12 protein-coding genes are annotated in these 17,899 nt (G+C 74.1%); 11 read left to right on the forward strand and 1 reads right to left on the reverse strand.

Features of this window, described 5'->3' with window-relative positions:
• The 6 genes from ACFV8H_RS39135 to ACFV8H_RS39160 form a co-directional block, all read left to right on the forward strand.
• On the forward strand, window positions 1-4,487 hold a 4,487-nt coding region (locus ACFV8H_RS39135; RefSeq protein WP_380409238.1), incomplete at its 5' end, for a beta-ketoacyl synthase N-terminal-like domain-containing protein.
• A 66-nt stretch (window positions 4,488-4,553) separates the two neighbouring features.
• Window positions 4,554-5,240 carry a class I SAM-dependent methyltransferase gene (locus ACFV8H_RS39140; RefSeq protein ID WP_380409239.1) on the forward strand — a complete coding sequence of 229 codons (687 nt, stop codon included), beginning with the start codon at window positions 4,554-4,556 and terminating at the stop codon, window positions 5,238-5,240.
• A gap of 72 nt (window positions 5,241-5,312) precedes the next feature.
• A complete protein-coding gene (locus ACFV8H_RS39145) occupies window positions 5,313-5,825 on the forward strand; it encodes an SRPBCC family protein (protein WP_380409241.1) in 513 nt (170 codons plus the stop codon).
• Window positions 5,826-5,868: 43 nt separating this feature from the next.
• Entirely contained in the window at window positions 5,869-7,710 is a 1,842-nt protein-coding gene (gene asnB, locus ACFV8H_RS39150) for an asparagine synthase (glutamine-hydrolyzing) (RefSeq protein WP_380409243.1), read from the forward strand.
• Between the two features lie 11 nt (window positions 7,711-7,721).
• Window positions 7,722-8,495 (forward strand): bifunctional 2-polyprenyl-6-hydroxyphenol methylase/3-demethylubiquinol 3-O-methyltransferase UbiG, encoded by a 774-nt coding sequence (gene ubiG / locus ACFV8H_RS39155; RefSeq protein ID WP_380409245.1) that lies wholly within the window; start codon window positions 7,722-7,724, stop codon window positions 8,493-8,495.
• Window positions 8,492-10,465: an FAD-dependent monooxygenase gene (locus ACFV8H_RS39160; protein WP_380409247.1), complete on the forward strand. Its 1,974-nt coding sequence runs from the start codon at window positions 8,492-8,494 to the stop codon at window positions 10,463-10,465. Before ubiG ends, ACFV8H_RS39160 begins: the two co-directional genes overlap by 4 nt.
• Here the strand turns inward: ACFV8H_RS39160 and ACFV8H_RS39165 are convergent.
• Window positions 10,398-10,754, reverse strand: a complete 357-nt coding sequence (locus tag ACFV8H_RS39165; protein ID WP_380409249.1) for a beta/gamma crystallin domain-containing protein — start codon at window positions 10,752-10,754, stop codon at window positions 10,398-10,400. The two genes, ACFV8H_RS39160 and ACFV8H_RS39165, sit on opposite strands and share 68 nt — an antisense overlap.
• 437 nt (window positions 10,755-11,191) lie before the next feature.
• Here ACFV8H_RS39165 and ACFV8H_RS39170 point away from each other — a divergent pair, with 437 nt between their 5' ends.
• The 5 genes from ACFV8H_RS39170 to ACFV8H_RS39190 all read left to right on the forward strand — a co-directional run bounded on the left by ACFV8H_RS39170 (window position 11,192) and on the right by ACFV8H_RS39190 (window position 17,700).
• Entirely contained in the window at window positions 11,192-12,700 is a 1,509-nt protein-coding gene (locus tag ACFV8H_RS39170) for a peptidoglycan DD-metalloendopeptidase family protein (protein ID WP_380409251.1), read from the forward strand.
• 11 nt (window positions 12,701-12,711) lie between these two features.
• Window positions 12,712-14,181 (forward strand): hypothetical protein, encoded by a 1,470-nt coding sequence (locus ACFV8H_RS39175; RefSeq protein ID WP_380409253.1) that lies wholly within the window; start codon window positions 12,712-12,714, stop codon window positions 14,179-14,181.
• Between the two features lie 174 nt (window positions 14,182-14,355).
• Complete coding sequence (locus ACFV8H_RS39180; protein WP_375893139.1) at window positions 14,356-15,129, forward strand: serine/threonine protein kinase; 774 nt, start codon at window positions 14,356-14,358, stop codon at window positions 15,127-15,129.
• 14 nt (window positions 15,130-15,143) lie between these two features.
• Window positions 15,144-16,508 carry a serine/threonine-protein kinase gene (locus tag ACFV8H_RS39185; RefSeq protein WP_380409255.1) on the forward strand — a complete coding sequence of 455 codons (1,365 nt, stop codon included), beginning with the start codon at window positions 15,144-15,146 and terminating at the stop codon, window positions 16,506-16,508.
• 130 nt (window positions 16,509-16,638) lie between these two features.
• Entirely contained in the window at window positions 16,639-17,700 is a 1,062-nt protein-coding gene (locus tag ACFV8H_RS39190) for a BTAD domain-containing putative transcriptional regulator (RefSeq protein ID WP_380409257.1), read from the forward strand.
• The last annotated feature ends 199 nt before the right edge of the window (window positions 17,701-17,899 follow it).

A 17,899-nucleotide genomic window follows, 5' to 3' on the forward strand; every position in this document is an offset into this window, starting at 1 on the left:
CCGCCCACCTCCACACCCACGGCCACCCCGTCGACTGGACCCCCTACCTCACCCCCGCCACCCACCCCGACCTCCCCACCTACCCCTTCCAACGCAGCCGTTACTGGGTGGACACCGTCGGGACGGCCGCGCCGACCGCCGAGCCGGACGAAGGCACCGCGGGTTCGGCCGGGGCGCAGCTGCGCCGTCGCCTCGCCGAACTGGCCGAGCCCGACCGCGAGCGCCTGCTGTTCGACCTGGTGGAGTCCCACGCGACCGCGGTCCTCGGCCTCACCGGTCCGATCCCGCCGGGGCGCTCGTTCCACGAGCTGGGGTTCGTCTCGCTCACCGCGGTCGAGCTGCGCAACCGGCTGATCGCCGTCACCGGTCTCCGGCTCCCGGCGGCCGTCGCCTTCGACCATCCGACGCCCGAGGCCCTGGGCCGCCACCTGCTCGGCCGACTCGCGGGCACCGAGGCCCCGGCCGACGAGGCACCGCCCGTCCCCGCGACGGCCGGTGACGACGAGGAGCCCATCGCGATCGTCGCCATGGCCTGCCGCTACCCGGGCGAGGTGCGCAGCCCCGAGGACCTGTGGCGGCTGGTCGCGGACGGCCGCGACGCGATCACGCCGTTCCCGGGCAACCGGGGCTGGGACCTCGACAACCTCTACGACCCGGACCCGGACCGCCCCGGCCGCACCTACACCCGCGAGGGCGGCTTCCTCCATGACGCCGACCGCTTCGACGCCGCCTTCTTCGGCATCGGCCCGCGCGAGGCCCTCGCCATGGACCCGCAGCAGCGGCTGCTGCTGGAGACCTCCTGGGAGGCCTTCGAGCGCGCCGGGATCGACCCGGAGTCCCTGCGCGGCAGCCGGACCGGCGTCTTCGCCGGCAGTAGCGGCCAGGACTACCACCTGCTGGCCCAGGAGTCCGCGGACGGCCTGGAGGGCTACCTGCTGACCGGCAACGCGGCCAGCGTCATCTCCGGTCGGCTCGCCTACACCTACGGGCTGGAGGGTCCGGCCCTGACGGTGGACACCGCGTGCTCCTCCTCCCTGGTCGCCCTGCACCTGGCCTGCCGCTCGCTGCGCGCCGGCGAGAGCACGCTCGCGCTCGCGGGGGCCGTCACGGTGCTGTCCACTCCGCAGGCGTTCATCGGTTTCAGCCGGCAGCGCGGGTTGGCCCCGGACGGCCGGTGCAAGCCGTTCGCCGCCGCGGCCGACGGCACCGCCTGGGGCGAGGGTGCGGGTGTGCTGCTGCTGGAACGGTTGTCCGATGCCCGCCGCAACGGGCATCCGGTGCTGGCCGTGATCCGCGGCTCGGCGACCAACCAGGACGGTGCGAGCAACGGCCTGTCCGCGCCGAACGGCCCCTCCCAGCAGCGGGTGATCCGGCAGGCCCTGGCCAGTGCCGGGCTGGCACCGGACGAGGTGGACGCGGTCGAGGCGCATGGGACGGGCACTCCGCTCGGGGACCCGATCGAGGCCGAGGCCCTGCTCGCGACGTACGGGCGGGACCGGTCGGCGGCACGGCCGCTGTGGCTGGGCTCGGTGAAGTCCAACATCGGGCACACCGCGGCGGCGGCCGGCATGGCGGGCGTGATCAAGATGGTGAAGGCGATGGAGCACGGCGTCCTGCCGCCCACCCTGCACACCGACGCCCCCACCCCGCACGTGGACTGGTCCTCCGGCGCGGTCGCCCTGCTCACCGAGCCGGTGGCCTGGCCGGAGGGGGGCCGTCCCCGGCGCGCGGGCGTGTCCGCCTTCGGCATCAGCGGCACCAACGCCCACGTGGTCCTCGAACAGGCCCCGGCGGTGCCCGAACAGCCGCGCCCGGCCGACGCGTCCGGGGGCGACGCGCCGCAGGCCCCGACGGAGCACGGGGCGCCGGCCGAACCCGCACCTCCCGCGCCTGCGCCGCTCGTCGCCTGGCCGGTCTCGGCCCGCGGCGCGGCCGCCCTGCGCGGCCAGGCGGAGCGCCTCCGGGGCCACCTCGCCGAGGGTCCCTCCCTCGCCGCCGTCGGTCCCTCCCCCGCCGCCGTCGGGCGCTCCCTGGCGCTGTCCAGGGCCGCCCTGCCGCACCGGGCGGTCGTGCTCGGCCGCGACCTCGGCGAGCTGCGGGCCGGGCTGGCCGCGCTGGCCACGGGCGACACCTCCCCCGGACTGCTCCGGGGCACCGCGGTGCCCGGCCGGGTCGGCTTCCTGTTCCCGGGCCAGGGCAGCCAGCGACCCGGCATGGGCCAGGGCCTCCACCAGGCCCATCCGGTCTTCGCGCGGGCACTGGACGAGGTGTGCGAGGACCTGGACCGGCACCTGGCCGCGCCCGGGCGTCCCGCGCTGCGCGACGTCCTGTTCGCCCCGGAGGGCAGCGCCGAGGCCGCCCTGCTCGACGAGACCGTGTTCACCCAGGCCGGGCTCTTCGCCGTCGGCCTGGCGGCGTTCCACCTGCTGCGGTCCTGGGGTGTGACGCCCGACTACGTCGGCGGCCACTCCGTCGGCGAACTGGCGGCGGCCTGCGCGGCCGGCGTGCTGACGCAGGAGGACGCCTGCCGCCTGGTCGCCGCACGCGGCAGGCTGATGCAGGACTCGCCGGAGGGCGGCGCGATGGTGGCCGTCGAGGCGTCGGAGGACGAGGTGCTGCCACTGCTGGCGGGCCGGGAGGGCCGGGTCGGCATCGCGGCCGTCAACGGGCCGCGCGCCGTCGTGCTCTCCGGCCTGGCCGAGGCGGTCGAGGAGGTCGCGGCCGTCCTCGCCTCGCGCGGTCGCCGGACGAAGCGCCTCCGGGTCACCCGGGCGTTCCACTCGCCGCTGATGGACGGCGTGCTGGACCGGTTCCACGAGGCGGCGAGCGGGCTCGCGTACCGGCCACCGCGGATCCGGCTGCTGTCGAACCTGACCGGCGAGCAGGCGACAGCCGAGCAGGTGGGCGCACCGGAGTACTGGGTCCGGCACATCCGGGAGGCGGTGCGCTTCCACGACGGCGTGCGCCGGATGGCTGCGGACGGCGTGACCACCTTCCTCGAACTCGGCCCCGGCGGCGTGCTGTCCGCCCTGGTGCGGGACGCGCTGGCCGACCTGAGCCCGGCCCCGGCGGCGGTGCCGCTGCTGCGGAGCGGCCGGCCGGAGGCGGACAGCGCGCTGACCGCGCTCGCCGGTGTCCACGTCCGTGGCGTCCCGGTGGCCTGGGAGGCCGTTCTCGCCGACTCCGGTGGAGACGACCGGGTCGCCCTGCCCACGTACGCGTTCCAGCGGCGCCGGTTCTGGCCGGAGGGCGTCGTACCGGCCTCCCGGACGGCCGGGCCCGCCACCGGGACGCCCGCCACCGAACCACCGGCCACCGTGCCGGGTGACCCCCGAACGCCCGAGGAGCACGCCGACCCCCGGTCGCCCGGACGACTGTCCTCCCTCGACCCGGCCGAACGCGGCCCGTTCCTCAGGGAGTTGGTGGCCGCCGAGGTGGCCGCCGCGCTCGGACACGCCTCGACCGAGGACGTGGAGACCGGTCTGAGCCTGCCCGAGCTGGGACTCGACTCCCTCGCCGCGACCGAGCTGAGCGCCGCCCTCCAAGCCGCCACCGGCCTGGACCTGTCCGCCACGGCGGTGTTCGAGCACTCCACGCTCGACGCCCTCGCCACCCACCTGCTGGACCGGTTGGACGCCGCCCCGGTGCCGTCGGCCGGTCCGCCCGGCGGGCTGCTGGCCTCGCTCGCGCCACGGGCGGCGGAGCTGGGCCGGTTCGCGGAGTTCAATGCACTCCTGTCCGCCGCAGCACGGTTCCGCGACACCTTCGACTCCCCGCCCGACCCGTCCGGCCGGCCGGCTCCCGTTCGCCTCACCCAGGGTCCGGCGGCACCCCGCCTGTTCTGCTTCCCGTCGTTCGCGAGCAGGTCCGGCGCCCACCAGTACGCGCGGCTCGCCGCCGCCGTGGGCGGCCGGCACGAGCTGTGGGCGCTGCCGGCCCCCGGCTTCGCCGCGGGCGAGCGGCTCCCGTCCGATCTCGACGCGCTGGTGCGCCTGCACGCCGAGGACGTCGAACGGCTCGCCGCCGGGCAGCAGTTCGCGCTGCTCGGCCACTCCGCCGGCGGCTGGATCGCGCACGCGGTGGCGGAGCGCCTGGAGGACCTCGGCACCCTCCCGGTGTCGGTCGTCCTGCTGGACAGCTACCGGCCCGGCAGTGCCATACTTCCCCTCGTCCAGGCGGAGATCGCCGCCCAGTTGACGGACGGTCGGATCCCCGCCGGCACCCTGCTGGACGACATCTGCCTCACCGCGATGGGCGGCTACGCCCAGCTCTTCGAGGGCTGGCGGCCCCAGCCCCTGGCCACGCCCACGCTCCACCTGCGCGCCGCCCGGCCGCTGCCCGGCTTCCCGGCCTCCGACTGGCAGGCCTCCTGGCCGGTCCCGCACACCGGGGCAGAGGTTCCGGGCGACCACTTCACGATGACCGGCGAGCACAGCCCCACCACCGTGCGCGCGGTCCTCGACCGGCTCGCCGAGCCGGTGGCCTGACCACCACGGCCGGCACGGCCGGCCCGACCACCACGATGTCCGACTCCTGACGAGGGTGAGCAGAACATGAGCACTGACAACGGCAACCGGCCCGCCTCCCTGGACCAGGCGGTCCACGACGGCCAGGCCCCCTACCACCGCCGCGCGCTGACCTTCTACGACCTGGTCGTCTTCCGCGGCAGCGCCCCGCTGTTCTGGCGGTGCTCGCCGCGGAACTTCCAGCAGATGTACGACACCTGCCTCGGTGCGAAGCACCTGGAGATCGGCGTCGGCACCGGGTACCTGCTGGCGCACTCCCGGTTCCCGGTGTCGAACCCGCACATCACGCTGGCCGACCTCAACCCCAGCACGCTCGACTTCACCGCCGAGCGGCTCTCGCACTACCGGACCACCAAGGTGGTCGCCAACGCCCTGGAGCCGCTGCCGGTGCCCGCCGAGAGCCAGGACTCGGCCGCCCTGAGCTTCCTGCTGCACTGCATCCCCGGCAGCCTGCGGGAGAAGGGCGTGGCCATCCGCCACGCGGCCGCGGCCGTGAAGCCCGGCGGCACGGTCTTCGGCAGCACCGTGCTGTCGTCGGGAGTCCCGGTCACCGGGGCCGGCCGCTGGCTGATGAACAACCTCAACGCGAAGGGCGTCTTCCACAACGACCAGGACGACCTGGAGGACCTGCGCGACCAGCTCAAGCAGTCCTTCGACGACTTCGACCTCGTCGTGCGCGGCTCCGTCGGCCTGTTCCGGGCCCGCAAGGCCTGAGGCGTGAGCTCCGGCCCCGTCCTCACCGCTCCTCCCCGCTCCACCGCCCCGTTCCCGGAAGGACCCGACACCATGTCGACACGCTGGTACCCGATCGAGGAGGCCGACGACTCGCTGTTCGCCACGGCCCCGCTCTACCACGCCCGTTCGGTCGAGGTGCCGTTCTCCGCGGAGGAGACCTGGGCGGCCCTGACCGGCGACGGCGTGTCCAGCTGGACGAAGGGCATGCGGCGGCTCACCTGGACCTCGCCCCGGCCGTTCGGCGTCGGCACCACCCGCGAGATCGAGATGGACGGTGACTTCACCCTCCGCGAGCGCTTCTTCCGCTGGGAGGAGGGCAGCCGCAAGACCTTCAGCGCGACCGAGGCGACCCGCCCGATCTTCCGTCACCTGGTGGAGGACTACGTGGTCGAACCCACCGAGAACGGCGCCCGGTTCGGCTGGCGCTGGGCGGCCGAGCTGAACCGCCCGTGGTCGTTCCTCCAGGGCCCCCTGGACCGATTCTTCTTCGCCCCCACCGGCCGCTCGCACATCGACGGCCTGCCCGCCTACATGGCCTCCCGGCACGGCGCCGCGCACCGCTGAGCACCCGGCCCCAACCCCCGCCCCCGAACGAAAGAAGAACCGAATGTGCGGGATCGCCGGCTGGATCTCCTTCCAGCACGACCTCGAACGTGAACTCCCCGCCCTGACCGCCATGACCGACACCATGGCCTGCCGCGGTCCGGACGCCGCCGGCACCTGGCTGTCCCGGCACGCCGCGCTGGGCCACCGCCGGCTCGCCGTCATCGACCTGACCGGCGGCGCGCAGCCGATGGTCGTCGAGACGCCGGACGGCCCGGTCGCCATGACGTACAGCGGCGAGGCGTACAACTTCACCGAGCTCCGGGACGAACTCCGGCGCCGGGGGCACGAGTTCCGCACCTCCAGTGACACCGAGGTCGTGCTGCGCGGCTACCTGGAGTGGGGGCAGGGGATCGCCGACCGGCTCAACGGCATGTACGCGCTGGGCATCTGGGACGGCCGCGTGGAGAAGCTGGTGCTGCTGCGCGACCGCCTGGGCATCAAGCCGCTCTACTACTACCCGACCGACGACGGCGTGCTGTTCGGGTCCGAGGCGAAGGCCCTGCTCGCCCACCCGGCGGTGGACCCGGTGGTGGACGCCGACGGCTTCCGCGAGCTGTTCGGGTTCGTCAAGGCCCCCGGCCGCGCGGTCTGGACGGGCATGCACGAGGTCAAGCCGGGCGCCATGGTGACCGTCGACCGCTCGGGCCTGCGCGAGCACGTGTACTGGCGGCTGGAGGTCGCCGAGCACCGGGACGACACCGAGGCCACCGTCCGGCGCGTCCGGGAGCTGCTGGAGGACAGCGTGGCCCGGCAGCTGGTCGCCGACGTGCCGCAGTGCGTGCTGCTCTCCGGCGGCCTCGACTCCAGCGCCCTCACCGCCCTGGCCGCCCGCCGCCTGGCGGACGGGGGCGAGCGGGTGCGGACCTTCACCGTCGACTTCGAGCAGCCGGACGCCTTCCGCCCCGACGAGCTGCGCGGCTCGGCGGACGCGCCGTTCGCCCGCGCGGTGGTCGAGCACGTCGGCGCGCAGCACCACGACATCCGGCTCGACCACCTCGAACTGGCCGATCCCGAGGTGCGCCGGGCCACCGTGACCGCCCGCGACCTGCCGTTCGGCTTCGGCGAGGCGGACAACTCGCTGTACCTGCTGTTCAAGGCGATCCGCCGGCACTCGACGGTCGCCCTCTCCGGGGAGTCGGCCGACGAGATATTCGGCGGCTACCCGTGGTTCCACCTGCCGGCGGTCCAGCAGACCGCGATGTTCCCGTGGGTGACCGCCTCCGGCCTCGGTCCGCGGAAGCACCCCACCAAGCTGATCGACGCCGGGCTGCTGCTGGGGACCCTCGACGTCCCCGGCTACTGGGCGCAGCGCTGGAGCGACTCGGTCGCCGCCATCCCGGTGCTGGAGGGCGAGGACGCGCACGAGCGGCGGATGCGCGAGTTCTGCCACGTGCACCTGACCAGCCTGCTGGGCCTGCTCCTGGACCGCAAGGACCGGATGAGCATGGCGGTCGGCCTGGAGGTGCGCGTGCCGTTCTGCGACCACCGCCTGGTGGAGTACGTCTACAACACCCCGTGGGCGATGAAGACCTTCGACGGGCGGGAGAAGAGCCTGCTGCGCGCGGCGGTGCGGGACGTGCTCCCCACGTCGGTGGTGGAGCGGGTGAAGGCCCTCTACCCGCACACCCAGCAGCTCGCCTACGTGGGGCAGTTGCAGCAGCAGGTCGGCGAGCTGCTGTCGGGCGGCCACGAGGCGGTCGAGTTCTTCGACCGGGCCGCGCTCGCGGCGGCCGCGGGCGCCCGGCCCGAGGCCGTCGACCGGGACGAGCGCGAGGCGTTCGAACGGGTCCTCGACCTGGCCGTCTGGCTCGACCTCTACCGCCCGACCATCAAGCTCTCCTGAGGAGTCGCACCATGCCCGTCGACAACGACGTCTACAACACCCACTCCTGGTGGCACGACGACCAGCCGTTCGCGACGCTGGAGGCCTTCACCCCGGCCCGGTTCGCCTATTTCCAGGAGGTCCTCACCCAGCGGCTGAGGCTGGACCTCAAGGGCCTCAAGGTGCTCGACGTGGGCTGCGGCGGCGGTCTGCTGGCCGAGCTCTTCGCCGGCGCCGGGTGCCGGGTCACCGGGGTGGACCCGTCCGGCCCGTCCCTGGAGGCCGCCGGCGAGCACGCCCGGCAGTCCGGGCTGGAGATCACGTACCAGCAGGGCTTCGCCGAGGAACTCCCCTTCGCCGACGGCACGTTCGACCTGGTGTACTGCTGCGACACCCTGGAGCACGTCACCTCCGTGGACCGGGCGGTCGGCGAGGCCGTACGGGTGCTCAAGCCCGGCGGCCACTACCTCTACGACACCATCAACCGGACGTTCCGGTCCAAGCTGGCGATGATCAAGATGGCGCAGGACTGGAAGTCCGTCAGCTTCGCACCCAAGGACCTGCACGACTGGAAGAGCTTCATCAAGCCGGCCGAGCTCCACGCGGTGTTCCGCGCGCACGACCTGACCAATCAGGACCTCGTCGGATTCGCCTCCACCCGGCCGCAGTTCGAGCTGCTGAAGGCGATGCGCCGCCGGGCCCGGGGCGAGATCACGTACGGCGAGCTGGGGCGGCAGTTCCAGCTCGGCGTACACAAGGACACGTCGGTGATCTACGCCGGCTACGCGCGGAAGGCTGCCAAGTGACCCTCACCACCGCCCCCGACGTCCGGGTCCCGGTACTGATCGTCGGCGCCGGCCCGGCCGGCCTGACCGCCTCGCTGGCGCTCTCGCGCTACGGCGTCGCGCACCTGGTGGTCGGCAAGTACCCGGGCACGGCCCACACCCCCCGCGCGCACCTGCTGAACCAGCGCACCGGGGAGATCCTGCGCGATCTCGGCGCCGAGGACCAGGTGATGGCCGAGGCGACCCCGAGCCCGCTGCTGGCCAACCACGTCTTCATGTCGACGTTCGCCGGACCCGAGGTGAGCCGGCTGGACGCCTACGGCAACGGCCCGGACCGCATCGGCGACTACCTGGCGGCCAGTCCGAGCACGATGTGCAACCTCGCGCAGCACCGGCTGGAGCCGCTGCTGGTCGAGCGGGTCCGGCAGGCCGCGGTCGGCGAGCTCCGCTTTGGTCACGAGTTCCTGCGCATGGAGCAGGACGAGGACGGGGTCACGGCCGTGGTCGCCGACCGGCAGTCCGGCCTGGAGTACACCGTGCGCGCCGACTACGTGATCGGCGCCGACGGCGCGAAGAGCCGGGTGATGGAGCAGGCCGGACTCACCGTGGAGGGTGCCACCGGGCTGGCCAAGGTCGCCTCGGTCTGGTTCGAGGCGGACCTCTCGCAGTACTGCGAGGACCGCCCGGCCATCCTCTACATGGGCGCCGTGCCCGGCAACCCGCCGGAGGACGGCCGGGTGTTCGTCAGCATCCGCCCCTGGAACGAGTGGGTCTACCTGCGCTTCCTCGACCACGGCGCGGAGTTCGACCGCGACGACCACGAGGAGATCCTCGCGCACATCCGGGAGAGCATCGGCGACCCGACCGTCGAGGTCCGGATCAAGAACGTCTCGCCGTGGGAGGTCAACGCGGTCGTCGCCCCCCGCTACGCGAACGGCCGGGTGTTCTGCGTCGGCGACGCGGTGCACCAGATGCCGCCGACCAACGGCCTCGGGCTGAACTCGGCGGTCGCGGACTCCTTCAACCTCTGCTGGAAGCTGAAGCTGGTGCTCGACGGCTCGGCCTCGCCCGCGCTGCTGGACACCTACCAGGCCGAGCGGCTGCCGGTGGGCGGACAGATCGTCGACCGTGCGGTGCGCAGCATGCTGGACTTCCTCGGCATCCCGGCCGCGCTGGGCTTCACCGCCGGGCAGGACGCCGCCGAGCAGTGGGAGCTGCTGCGCGGCCTCGCCGACGACACGGAGGAGGCCGCCGCCCGGCGGGCCGCCCTGGCCGCCGCGACCGACCGGATCAACTACCAGGTCAACGCGCACGGCGTCGAGATCGGCTACCGCTACCGCAGCGGTGCCCGGGTCGACGACGGCACGCCCGAGCCGGTCGGCGACCGGGACCCCGAGCTGTACTACCGGCCCACCACCTGGCCCGGCGCACGTCTGCCGCACGCCTGGCTGGAGGACGGCGGCCGCCGCCGCTCCACCCTGGACGTGGTCGGACGGGGCCGCTTCGTCCTGCTCACCGGCCGCGGCGGCGACCGCTGGCACGATGCCGCCCGCGAGGCCGCCCGACTCACCGGGGTGCCCGTGACGGTCCGGACGATCGGCTCCGCCGAGGGCCTGCGCGACCCGTACGGGGCCTGGGACCGGCTGCGCGAGGTCGACGCCGACGGCGGCGTCCTGGTCCGCCCGGACGGACACGTCGCCTGGCGCGCTCGGACCGCCGACTCCGCCGACGAGCTGCCCAAGGTGCTGGCCGCCGTCCTGCACGCGCCGGCCGGCCTCTCCGGTGTTCGGGGCGTGGCGCGCGACCGCGGGACGGACGGTGCGGTCGATGAAGGGTTCGACCGCGATCCAAGTCCCGAATGCTTTCGGGAGCTGCGGTACTACGGTCGGAGAATTGCCGTTCGGGGCCCGCTCCGCCGGTTCGTCAGAGGATACGGATGGAGTTCACCTTCGGCGGGCGGTTCGGGTACGAGATGTCCGTCCAGCGGTTGACCCGCACCGAGTCGCCGTTGGCGTCGGAGTAGACCAGGTCGTTGTTCCCGGTGGAGATCCGGTCGACCCACCACCCGCCGAAGCCGATCTCCCCGCCGTTCGCGTAGCAGTCCACGCTCTCGCGGCCGTCCAGGTGCGACCAGATCTTCAGGAAGTCGTTACGGCTCCCGTCGCACGGGATGTGGTCGATGGCGAAGGCGCTGCCGGACGGCACCGCCACGGTGAGGGTGGCCGCCGCGGCGAAGGCCATGGCCATCGAGCCCACGACCTTCTTGACATTCGAGAACATGGATTCTCCCCAGTCGGATCACATGAAAAATCGGAGCCCGCTCCACAACGAGTTTCCGTTGCGTCGTGCTCGATCAGTATCCGGAACGCCTTTATGAGGGTCAATCGAACAGGCCTTGGCGCAAGGTGTTCTCGGTCATTTCCCTCCGGAATTTCCACAAGGCGTGGGGCGTGTCGTTCCGGTGGGTTCACCCGATGACGTGTCGCGGCCTGCCGGGAGGAGGCGGGGCGGCGTCCTCGCGCCCGGGGGCAGTGTCGGTGGGGCGGGGCCGTGGTGTCAGTCCGGATGGTTCCGGGTTCCGGGGTGGGTGGCGGGTGGTTAGCGTGCCCCGGGTGGTCCGGAGGGGCCGCTGCCACGCGTCTTCAGGAGGTCAGGATGACCGCGCACCACCCCGGTCGTAGGGCTCGCCGCCGGTGTACGGCGTGAGGGGCGGAGCGGTGCCGGGCTCCCTTCCCCGGCTGGCGCTGGTGGCGGCCGCGCTGCTGCTGCCGGTGGCCGTACCGGCCGCGCCCGCCGGGGCCGCGCCGGCGGCGGTGGCCGGGTTCGCGGCGTCCTGCCCGGCCCGCGGCCAGATCTCCCAGGGCTACAGCCAGGAGCACAACGGCATCGACATCGCCAACGACTACGGCACCCCGATCTACGCGGTGGGCGACGGCGAGGTGACGGCCTCCGGACCGGCGCAGGGCTACGGCCAGTGGATCCGCATCCTGCACCCGGACGGGACCATCACCGAGTACGGGCACATGCGCGAGCGGGACGTGGCCGTCGGCGAGCACGTGACGGCCGGTCAGCAGATCGCGCTGATGGGCAGCGAGGGCCAGGCCAGCGGACCGCACCTGCACCTGCGGGTCTGGGCCGACGCCAACGCGACCGTGCGCACCGACCCCGTCCCCTACCTCGCGGACCGCGGCATCACCATGCCCTGCCGACCGGGGAGCGGTCCGCGTCCGGCACCGCTGGTGTATCCGGCGCAGTCCGGGAAGGTGGTGTCGGCCCGCGGCGCGGACGGCCGCCTGGAGGTGTTCGCGGCCGGTGCCAACGGCGTGTCGCACGCCTGGCAGACGGCGGTGAACGGCGCCTGGTCGGACTGGGAGTCCCTCGGCGGCCCGGGCGGCGCCGAGTTGGCCATCGGCCCGAACGCGGACGGCCGCCTGGAGATGTTCGCCCTCAACGGCACCACCCTCCAGCACCGCTACCAGCTCGGTCCGTCCGGCGCCTGGTCGAACTGGGAGACCTTCGGCGGCGGCGGCCACGACCTCGCGGTGGGCGCCAACCAGGACGGACGCCTCGAGGTCTTCGCCTCCGGCCCGGCAGGCCTCTTCCACAAGTACCAGACCGCACCCAACAGCGGCTGGTCGGACTGGGAATCGGCGGGCGGCGGACCGGCCGACAGCGAAGTCCGCCTCGGCAAGGCACCCGACGGCCGACTCGAAGTCTTCGCGCTCAACAGCACCACCTTCCAACACCAGTGGCAGACCGCCCCCAGCGGCGGCTGGTCCCCCTGGGAGACCTTCGGCGGCGGCGGACGCGCCCTCACCGTCGACCACAACGAGGACGGACGCCTCGAAGTCCTCGCCTCCGGCCCCACCGGCGTCTTCCACAAGTACCAGACCAACCCCACCACCTGGTCCGACTGGGAGCCCACGGGCGGACCGGCCGACTCCCGGCTGACCAGCCAGCCGACGGCGGACGGCCGCGTCGAGGTCTTCGGCATCAACGGCAGCGCAGCGCAGCACATCTGGCAGACCGGACTGAACGCCCCGTACGGCCAGTGGGACACCTTCGGCGGCGGCGGCACCGGGATCACCGCCGCGACCAACGCCGACGGCCGGATCGAGGTCTTCGGGACCAGCAGCGCCGGCGTCTACCACAAGTGGCAGACCGGCTTCTCCACCTGGTCCGACTGGGCCTGGCTCAACACCACCGCCGGCCCCGCCGTCAACTGAGGAGAGCTCACGTGACCAGCACACCACGCGCCCGTCGGGCGCCCCGCCGCGTCCTGCTGTCCGCGCTCACCGCGCTGGGCGTGGCGGCGGGCCTGACGGCGGGCGCCACGCCCGCGCCGGCCGCCACCGGCATCGACCTGTGCGCCGAGGTCGGCTACAACGCGGGCTTCCGGGGCGACGCCCTGGTGACCGCGATCGCCGTCGGCATGGCCGAGTCCAGCTGCAACCCCTCGGCGTCCAACGTCCAGAACAACACCCCGCCGTCCCGCGACCGCGGCCTGTGGGAGATCAACGACTACTGGCACCCCGAGGTCAGCGACGCCTGCGCCTTCGACGCCCAGTGCAACGCCAACGCGGCGTACCGGATCTCCAACGGCGGCACCAACTGGCAGCCCTGGTCGACCTACAACCAGCGCGCGCACGAGCGCTACCTCGGTGCGGCGCAGGCCGCGGTGGACCGGCTCGGCCACCACGACCCGGGCCCGGCGCCGTTGGTCTACCCGGCGAAGTCCGGGAAGGTGGTGTCGGCCCGCGGCGCCGACGGCCGCCTGGAGGTGTTCGCGGCCGGCGCGAACGGCGTCTCGCACGCCTGGCAGACGGCGGTGAACGGCGCCTGGTCGGACTGGGAGTCCCTCGGCGGCCCGGGCGGCGCCGAGTTGGCCATCGGACCGAACGCGGACGGCCGGCTGGAGATGTTCGCCCTCAACGGCACCACCCTCCAGCACCGTTACCAGCTCGCACCGTCCGGCGCCTGGTCGAACTGGGAGACCTTCGGCGGCGGCGGCCACGACCTCGCGGTGGGCGCCAACCAGGACGGACGCCTGGAGGTCTTCGCCTCCGGCCCGGCAGGCCTCTTCCACAAGTACCAGACGGCACCCAACAGCGGCTGGTCGGACTGGGAATCGGCGGGCGGCGGACCGGCCGACAGCGAAGTCCGCCTCGGCAAGGCACCCGACGGCCGACTCGAAGTGTTCGCACTCAACAGCAGCACCTTCCAACACCAGTGGCAGACCGCCCCCAGCGGCGGCTGGTCCCCCTGGGAGACCTTCGGCGGCGGCGGACGCGCTCTCACCGTCGACCACAACGAGGACGGCCGCCTCGAAGTCCTCGCCTCCGGCCCCGCCGGCGTCTTCCACAAGTACCAGACCAACCCCACCACCTGGTCCGGCTGGGAGGCCGCCGGTGGACCGGCCGACTCCCGGATCACCAGTGAGCGTTCCCCGGACGGCCGGGTGGAGGCCTTCGCCATCAACGGCACCACCGCGCAGCACATCTGGCAGACCGGCGTGAACGCGCCCTACGGCCAGTGGGACGGCTTCGGCGGCGGCGGCACCGAGATCTTCGCCGCCGCGAACGCCGACGGCCGGATCGAGGTCTTCGGGACCAGCAGCGCCGGCGTCTACCACAAGTGGCAGACCGGCTTCTCCACCTGGTCCGACTGGGCCTGGCTCAACACCACCGCCGGCCCCGCCGTGGGCTGACACCCCCCGCAGTACCCCGCGGCGCGGATCGGCAGGCACGGCCTGCCGGTCCGCGCCGTCACGTGGCCTGCACCACCATTCTGTTTATTGTCATGCTCAAGGAGGTAACGTTCCGTCCGTCAGGGCAACGGTCGGGGTGCGGCACGGGACAGCAGTGCGCGGGACGGGGGAACGGTGAGTGGGATTCTCGTCCACCTGCCGGAGGGGAACGGCGACGAGGCGGTGACGCTGCGGCTCGGGCCCGGGGAGCGGGCGCGCTTCGGGCGGGGCTCGGCCGGTACGCCGGTGGAGCTCCGGCTCGGCGACGAGTCGGTGTCCCGGCTGGCCGGGGAGATCCACGCGACGGACGACCACTGGCAGTTGAGCAACCTCAGCAACACCCACGCCTACCTGGTGGAGAACCCGGAGGGCGCCGGCGAGTACCTCCGGGTGCCGCCGCGGCGGATCGGCGCGCCGATCCCCTTCGAGTTCGCCCGGGTGGTGCTGCCCTCGCGGCGCGAAACCCCGCTGTCCTTCCAGGTGTTCGCGCCCGACCACGTCTACCTCGACCCGCACGCCCGCGGCGGCTCCTGGGAGAGCCGCACCATGACGGCGTACTCGCTGGACGAGACGGCCACCTACTTCCTGGTGCTGGTCGCGCTCTGCGAGCCGTGGCTGCGCGACCTCTCCCCCGCCGCCGTGCCCACCACCCCCCAGGTGGTGGCGCGGCTGCGCAGCCACCCCGCCTGTGCCCGGCTCACCGCGCGCGCGGTCAGCTCCCACCTCGACTACCTCGCCGACGAGAAGCTCCGCGTCGAGCTGCCCGACGGCGCGGGGCGCCCGGACCGCCGCAGCGGCAAGCGCGAGGCCGTCGTCGGGCTGGCGTTGAAGTTCGGCATCGTCCGCGAGGAGCACCTCGCGCTGCTGCCGCGCCCCGAGGCACCGGGCCCGGACGGCAGGGAACGGTAGGGAGGGCAGCGAGCATGCACGATCCGGCCTTCTACGGGAACGGCGAGGACCTGCTGCCACCCGGCCACCCGGTCGGCGAGTGGACCGTGACGGGGCTCATCGGCGAGGGCGGCTGGGCGACCGTCTACGCCGCGCGCCGGAGCGGGACGTGCGCAGGGGATGGCACGGGCGAGGTCACGGACGCGGACGGCACGGTCGCGCTCAAGGTGCTGCCGACCGCCGGGCTCGCCCCCCGCCAGGCCCGCAGCGTCGCCGAAGCCGCCCGCCGTGAGGTCGAGTTGGCCCGGACGGCGCCGCACCCGCGGCTGGTCCCGCTGCTCGACACCCTCACCCTGGCCGCCCCCGACCACCCCGCGCTGGACGGCGCGATCGTCCTGGTCATGGAGCGCGCCCGGTGCACCCTGCGCGAACTGCTCGCCACCGGCGTCGACGAGGACCGGGGCGGCCGGATCGTGGCCGGCATCTGCGAGGGCCTGGCCCACCTGCACCGCTCCGGCTGGGTGCACACCGACCTCAAGCCCGAGAACGTCCTGATCGGCCGCGACGGCGAGGTCCGCCTCTCCGACTTCGGCCTCGCCATCGAGCTCACCGGCACCCACGGCCACTGCGCCCCGATGGGCACCCCCGACTACCTCCCGCCGGAGCGGTGGAAGGAGCCGCTCGGCGAGCAGGGCGTCAAGATCCGGACCACCGCCGACATCTGGGCGCTGGGCATCGTGATCCACGAGGTGTTCGCCGCGGGCGTCCCGCCCTTCCCCGGCGCCACCCCGACCGCGCGCAGCGCCGCCGCCCAGCAGTACGCCGAGGGCCGCGCCGCGCTGCGCCTGGCCTCCGACGTCCCGCCGTTCTGGCGCGAGCTGGCCGCCGACTGCCTCGCCCCGAGCCACGCCGCCCGCGCCCCGCACACCGCGGAGAGCCTGCTGGCCCGGATCCGTGACCACCGGTCCGGGCGACGGCCGCGCCGCCGCAGCCGCCCGCGGCTGCGCTCGGCCCTGCTCGCGCTGGTCGCCGCCGCGACGGCCGCCGGTTCCGCCGCGGCGCTGTGGCCGCGCTCCGAGTCGCCCGGGCACCCGGGCCGGATCCGGGTCTTCAACGCCGAGCGCAGCTGCCAGGACCGCGCCGACCGCGACCCCGCGTGCAGCCTGGGCCTGGCCGTCGACCCGCACCGCCCGTACACGGCCGACAACGTCGTGCCCACCCGGGTCTGGCACGGCGACACCCTCGACGCCGACTGCCGGCTCACCACCGGCCTGCCCATCGTGGACGAGGAGGACCGCACCTCCACCCTCTGGTACCGGGTCCACCTCCCCGACACCACCGCCGCCTGGCTCCCGGCCGTCCGCACCAAGGACCGCCCGGCCCTCGTCGACTGCCCCTGAGCGCCGCGGCGCACCGGGGGGCGTCCCACGTGCCACTCCGGATCGTTCCGGATTCCGGGCCCGGCGGGGCCGCCACTACCTTGTCGACGGCGCCGGCCGGACCGGGCGGCGCGGAGTGCAGGGAGCAGCGATGTCGACGACCGCCACCACCACCCGGCCGAGCAGCGCCGAACTCGGGGCCCAGGAGCGCGCGGTGCTCCGGGCGGTCGGCTGCGGTCTGAGAGACGACGAGATCGCGGCCGCCCTCGCCGTCACCGAGGAGGTGGTGGCCGGAGCCCTGGCGCGGGTCCTCGGGAAGCTCGGGCTGCGCGACCGGGCCGCCGCCATCGTGCACGCCTTCGACTGCGGCCTGGTCGCGCCCGGCCGCGGCCCCCGTACGCCGGGGCCCGGGTCGGCTCCGGCGCCCGGGTCGGCGTCGGTGCCCCGCGGCGCCACGGCCCGGACGGCCGCCGCGATGGTGCGGATCTCGGTGCTCGGCCCGCTCCGGGCGCAGCACGGCGGGAGGGACCTGGACCTGGGGCACCTGCGGCAGCAGGCCGTGCTGGCGGCGCTGGCGCTGCACCGGGGACGGACCGTCAGCCAGCAGGAGCTGCTGGACGGCGTGTGGGGGTCGGAGCCGCCGGTCACCAATGTGGTGCCGGTCCATGTGTACCGGCTGCGCAAGGCCCTGCGCCTCGGGGACTGTCCGGACTCGGTGATCGAGCACGACCGGTACGGCTACCGCCTGGTCGCCGGGGCGACCGAGGTGGACCTGGCCCGGATGGAGGAGCTGGTCACCGCCGCCGGGACGGCCCACCGGGCGGGCGACCTGTCGGAGGCGGTCCGGCTCTGTTCCCGGGCGCTGGACCTGTTCCGCGGGGAGCCGCTGGCCGGGCTGCCGGGCCCGCTCGCCGAACTGGAGCGGCTGCGGCTGACCGAGCGCCGGATCACCGTCGCCCAGCGGCGCTCGGAGTGGCGGCTCCGGCTGGGGCAGTACGCCGGGGCGATCGCGGAGCTGATGGCGCTGTCCGGGGAGCACCCGCTGAACGAGCCGGTGGCGGCGATGCTGATGGGTGCGCTGTTCCGCGGCGGGCGCCAGGCGGACGCGCTGGCCGTGTTCGACCGCACCCGCCGCAGGCTCGCCGACGAGCTGGGGGTCCCGCCGAGCCCCGTGCTGCGGCGGACGCAGCGGCTGATCCTGCGCGGGGCCTGAGCCCGCCCGACGTCCGGTACGGCGAGGGCCCCACCGGGGAGGTTCCCGGTGGGGCCCGTCGCCGGACTGCCCGGCACGGTCGGCACGGCCGGCACGGTCAGGAAGGGATGCTCTTATGGATGTCAAGCAGCGGTGGTGAGCTGCTCGGCGGTGACGTGTGAGGTGCCGGGCGTGGTCAGGACCTGGTAAATCTCGCGGG

The sequence above is a fragment of the Kitasatospora sp. NPDC059827 genome, from assembly GCF_042731675.1.
In the GTDB taxonomy this organism is placed as follows: Bacteria; Actinomycetota; Actinomycetes; order Streptomycetales; family Streptomycetaceae; genus Kitasatospora.

Excerpts from the sequence above, each read along its gene's own strand:
- ACFV8H_RS39190 (WP_380409257.1), top strand. The coding sequence starts at position 16,639 with ATGTCGACGACCGCCACCACCACCCGGCCGAGCAGCGCCGAACTCGGG.
- ubiG (WP_380409245.1), top strand. The coding sequence starts at position 7,722 with ATGCCCGTCGACAACGACGTCTACAACACCCACTCCTGGTGGCACGAC.
- ACFV8H_RS39140 (WP_380409239.1), top strand. The coding sequence starts at position 4,554 with ATGAGCACTGACAACGGCAACCGGCCCGCCTCCCTGGACCAGGCGGTC.
- ACFV8H_RS39165 (WP_380409249.1), bottom strand. The coding sequence starts at position 10,754 with ATGTTCTCGAATGTCAAGAAGGTCGTGGGCTCGATGGCCATGGCCTTC.
- ACFV8H_RS39185 (WP_380409255.1), top strand. The coding sequence starts at position 15,144 with ATGCACGATCCGGCCTTCTACGGGAACGGCGAGGACCTGCTGCCACCC.
- asnB (WP_380409243.1), top strand. The coding sequence starts at position 5,869 with ATGTGCGGGATCGCCGGCTGGATCTCCTTCCAGCACGACCTCGAACGT.
- ACFV8H_RS39145 (WP_380409241.1), top strand. The coding sequence starts at position 5,313 with ATGTCGACACGCTGGTACCCGATCGAGGAGGCCGACGACTCGCTGTTC.